Raw genomic sequence first — 4,781 nt, forward strand, 5'->3', positions numbered from 1 at the left:
GTTTGGGTCTGGTGTCGCTGCTCGATACGACGCGACGGCTCCAGTGTCTTTCATGAACCGCCGTATGCGGAACCGCACGTACGGTGGTGTGAGAGGGCGACGGGGGTGACCCCGTCCCCTACTCGATGTGCTGCGTGATGTGCGTCAGCTTGCGTGGCTTTCCGCGGCTGTTTACCTTTCGCATATCGAAGATGCCGAGGAGGAATGGGAATGGATCAGCGCTACCTGGACGATCTCGCGCCCGGACAGAGGTTCGTCACACCAGGGATCACCCTCACCGAGGCCGAGATCATCGACTTCGCCTTGCGCTACGACCCCCAGCCGTTCCACCTGGATGTGGTGGCCGCGGCTCAGTCGCCTTATGGCGGCCTGATCGCCAGCGGGTTCCAGACTTTTGCGCTGTGTTTCCGCTTGTTCATCCAGAGCGGCATGCTGCAGAAGAGCAGTATCGGGTCGCCCGGTTGCGACGAACTGCGCTGGTATGCCCCGGTCAGGCCTGGCGATACGCTGCATTCCGAAGTTGAAGTGCTCGACGTCCGCCCGTCGAGGACTAAGCCCGACCGTGGCATCGCGCGCCTGCAATACCGTGCGCTGAATCAGCGTGGCGAAGTGGTGGCAGGTTTCATCGGCAACCACCTCCTGTTGCGCCAGCTCGCCTGATCGCCCGTCTTGCGGCACCGAAGCTTTCTCGCAGAACCCGATCTTCTCGCGCCATGACCAATGTGCTGCCGCCGGTGCGTTATCGCATCCGCCCCCATCGCCCCGACGCCCATCTGTTTGCGGTCGACTGCATCGTTGCCGATCCCGATCCGGCTGGACAGGTTTTCCGCCTGCCTGCCTGGATTCCCGGCAGCTACATGATCCGCGAGTTCGCGCGCAACATCGTCAGCCTGCGGGCGAGCGTGGGTGGCGAGGCGGTCGCATTCGAAAAGCTGGACAAACATAGCTGGCGAGTCGAGCCGCTGGCGCAGGGGGCAGTGCTTACGCTGAGCTACGAAGTCTATGCGTGGGATCTCTCGGTGCGCGCGGCGCACCTGGACTCGACGCATGGATTCTTCAACGGGACCAGCGTCTTTCTTGCGCCGGATGGCCGATCGAACCGGCCCTGCCTGGTCGATATCCAGCGCCCGGACGGCAACGAATATCGCGACTGGCGGGTGGTGACGGCGCTGCCGCGCGCGCGCGACGCAGCTGGTGCGGCCTGGATTTACGGCTTCGGCATGTACCGGGCGGAGGACTACGACGAGCTGATCGATCATCCGGTCGAGATGGGGCGCTTCGCGCTGGCCCAATTCGAGGCTGGTGGCGTACGACACGATATCGCGCTGACCGGGCGCCACGACTGCGACACCGAGCGCCTCGCCGCAGACCTGCAACGTGTCTGCAACTGGCAGATTGACCTGTTCGGAACACCGCCGCCGATGGACTACTACGCCTTCCTGACCATGGTGGTCGGCGAAGGTTATGGCGGGCTGGAGCATCGCGCTTCGACGGCCCTGATCGCCAGTCGCAATGATCTGCCGTGGAAGGGCATGCAAGGGCTGCCCGATGGCTACAAGTCCTTCCTCGGCTTGTGCAGCCACGAATACTTCCATACGTGGAACGTCAAGCGCATCAAACCGGCTGCATTCACGCCCTACGATCTGGCGAACGAGAACTACACCCGCTTGCTGTGGGCGTTCGAAGGCTTCACCTCCTACTATGACGACCTGGCGCTCGTGCGCTCGGGCGTCATTGCCCTGGAGGATTATCTCGGCCTGCTCGGCAAGACGATCTCCAACGTGCTTCACACGCCCGGGCGGATGAAGCAGAGTGTTGCCGATTCCTCGTTCGACGCCTGGATCAAGTACTACCGGCAGGACGAGAACTCGCCCAACGCCATCGTCAGCTACTACGCCAAGGGTGCCCTGATCGCACTGGCACTCGACCTCGAATTGCGCGCGGCGACGGGCGGCCGGGGCGCGCTTGACGATCTGATGCGCTTGCTGTGGCAGCGTCACGGGCAGACCGGCGTGGGGGTGCCTGAGGACGGCATCTTCGACGCCGTCGCCGAGGTAGGCACCACCTACGGGAGCGCATCGCTCGGCAGGCGCCTGTCACGTTGGCTGAAGAATGCGGTGGAGGGCACCGACGACCTGCCGCTGCCTCGCCTGCTGAAGACCTTTGGCGTCGACTATCGCGCCGAGGCGGCCGGCAAGGGGCCGACGCTCGGCATCAAGCTCGTTGCGGGCGCGGGCGCGGGCGCGGGCGCGGGCGAGGCCAGAATCGCCAACGTGTACGAGGGAGGCGCCGCGCAGACGGCCGGGTTGTCGGCGGGTGATGTGCTGGTGGCACTGGACGGCTTGCGGATTTCGCCTGGCGGCCTCGACGCCAGCCTCTCCCGACATGCCGTCGGCGACATTGTCGAGATCCACGTGTTCCGGCGCGACGAGCTGATGCGTTTCAGTGTCGCACTTGCCGCGCAGCCAGCCGACTCGATTTCACTCAAGCTTGTCCCGCGACCGGGCGAGAGGGCGGGGCGCCTGCGTCGCGGCTGGCTCGGCGGCTGATCAGGCGGGCGACTCCCGGGCGTCGTTGCGCCGCATCACGACGCGCAACAAGCTCCCGAAGAGCACCGTGGCGACGATGGTCGCCAGCACGCAGCCTTCCCAGAAACCGGCAACCGAGGGCGCAGCGACACGCCATGGCGCATGAAAGCTGAGCCAGTAGCCGCCGCTCAGGCCGATGCCCCAGAAACAGAGCGTGTGCAGCACCATCGGCAGCAGCGTCACCTTGTAGCCACGCAATGCGTGCGCAGCGAGCGTCTGCAGACCGTCAAAGGCCTGGTAAAGGCACAGGTAGAAGACCAGGCCCAGGGCTAGCTTCCGTACGGTGGGATCGACCGTCGAATAGGCGATGACGGGTTCGCGGACGAGCCACAGCACGGCGCCGATGACCAACGCAAAGCTGCCTGCCAGGCTCAGTCCTACCTGCGCAGTGGCACGCGCGCGCTTCCAGTCATGCGCGCCGGCAGCTTGTCCGACAAGCACTAGCGTCGAGATCGACAGGGCCAGCGGCACCATGTAGATCAGCCCCGTCAGGTTGGCGACGACGCGATGGCCGGCGACGGTTTCGGCTCCCAGTTGTGCAACGAAGATGGCGATCAGCGTGAAGGAGGTGATGTCGATGAAAGTTGACAGACCCATGGGCACGCCGAGGCGGAGCAGGGCGGAAAGTGCGCGTGGTCTCGGAGCCTGCCAGTGGGTGAAGATGCGATACGGCCGGTAGGCCGGGTTGCGCACCAGGTAGATCAGGCCACAGCCGACTGCCAGCCAGCTCACGATCGCGGTCGACACCCCGCAGCCCGTGCCGCCAAGCTCGGGCAAGCCGAAGGCGCCGTTGGTCAACGACCACGCAAGCGGGAGATGCGCGGACGTGACGATCGCACTGATGGCCATCAGCGCCCTGGGCCGACCCACTGCATTGTTGAAGGCGTAAAAGGTGCGATAAAGCAGCACGGCCGGAAGGCCGAAGGCGGTGGCCTGCAGATAGGCGCGCGCCCTGGCGGCGACCTCCGCCGGTACGCTCGCCAACTGCAGCAAGGGTTCAGGAAACGCGAGTGCGAGGGTGCCCGGCAGGGCGAGCATCAGGGCAAGCCAAAGTCCTTGCTGCAATGCCGGACCGATTTCTTCGGATCGTCCCGCGCCGTAGTGGTGGGCGACCGTCGGCGAAACGGCCTGCAGGGTGCCCGTCAGCAGCATGACGACTGAGACATAGAAGCTGCTGCCGATGGCAATGCCGGCAAGGTCGGCCGTGCCGTAGCGTCCGGCGATGATGGTGTCGGCGATCATCATGATCACCGACAGCACCTGTGCGATCAGCACGGGCCAGGCGTGATGCAGCAGTTGGCGCGCGATCGCTGCCGACGTGACTGGATTGGCCGTGGCGGCCGCGGCGCCCTCGCTCAATTCGCGGCAGGCTGGCGCAGCAGCTTGCCGCGCCAGTAGCGCCAGGCAAGGAAGGCGAACAGGGAGCCCATGATCAGCCAGAAACCCAGGCCCTGCCAGAAGGCGATCGGATCGGTCGCGAGGAAATAGTCGCGGGGAGGACGCACGAAGTGAACGCGCCCCTCGATCAGGGCGCGCGCTGCCAGACCGGCACTTGCCAGGGTGGGCGCGAACCAGACGAGCAGCCCGACGCCGGTGATCACGCGGTCGAGCAGGGGCGTTGGGCGACTGCGCGGCATATACACGCTTTCGACGCCATACCAGATCGACAGGATGAAGCCGACGAGGGCGGTGAGCGGCGCGATGGCCAGTGCAGCGCCAAGCAGGGTCGCGGCCAGCATGAAGGGGGCGCCTTCGAGCGGTTCCACATGGGCCCACAGATCGGCGAGGGAGGCGAACAGCCAGTAGCTGGCGGGGAGGGCAACCAGGAGAAAGAGCAGGGCAGCTGTTCCGCGGCGGCGCATCTGGTCGCCGGGTGCGGTGGAGGGAGATTCGGGATGGGACGACGCGATTTGTGGCATGGGCTGGGCCCGGAAAGGCGAACGGATGCGGTCGAGAAGTGTACTACGGTCGGGACGGCAAGCCTCAGAGCCTGAGAAGCATTTGATTTCCGCAAGCCGAGTAACTGACATGCGATGAGACCCAGTGGCGCGCGATGCGCAGGTGCGGTGGGGTGTTCGAGGCCCAGCCAAGCGTCTGTGAGGGCAGATCCGGGGTCTTCAGGAGGCGGGTTTTCATTTCGGGCACCTCTTATGCCAGCGCTGCGGCGATTTTGGACGCACCGCTACCTCGACC

General features: G+C 65.3%; 4 protein-coding genes. 2 read left to right on the forward strand and 2 right to left on the reverse strand.

What is annotated here, in order from left to right; genetic code table 11:
* Nucleotides 1-210 precede the first annotated feature (210 nt).
* Nucleotides 211-660 (forward strand): MaoC family dehydratase, encoded by a 450-nt coding sequence (locus GH664_RS21850; RefSeq protein WP_153170225.1) that lies wholly within the window; start codon nucleotides 211-213, stop codon nucleotides 658-660.
* A gap of 53 nt (nucleotides 661-713) precedes the next feature.
* On the forward strand, nucleotides 714-2,549 hold the full coding sequence (locus GH664_RS21855) for a M61 family metallopeptidase (RefSeq protein ID WP_153170226.1): 1,836 nt from the start codon (nucleotides 714-716) through the stop codon (nucleotides 2,547-2,549).
* Here the strand turns inward: GH664_RS21855 and GH664_RS21860 are convergent, their stop codons facing one another.
* Nucleotides 2,550-3,947, reverse strand: a complete 1,398-nt coding sequence (locus GH664_RS21860) for an MATE family efflux transporter (RefSeq protein WP_228111668.1) — start codon at nucleotides 3,945-3,947, stop codon at nucleotides 2,550-2,552.
* Complete coding sequence (locus tag GH664_RS21865; RefSeq protein WP_153170227.1) at nucleotides 3,944-4,507, reverse strand: hypothetical protein; 564 nt, start codon at nucleotides 4,505-4,507, stop codon at nucleotides 3,944-3,946. Before GH664_RS21865 ends, GH664_RS21860 begins: the two co-directional genes overlap by 4 nt.
* Nucleotides 4,508-4,781 lie beyond the last annotated feature (274 nt).

The sequence above is a fragment of the Thauera sp. 2A1 genome, from assembly GCF_009469595.2.
GTDB lineage: Bacteria > Pseudomonadota > Gammaproteobacteria > Burkholderiales > Rhodocyclaceae > Thauera.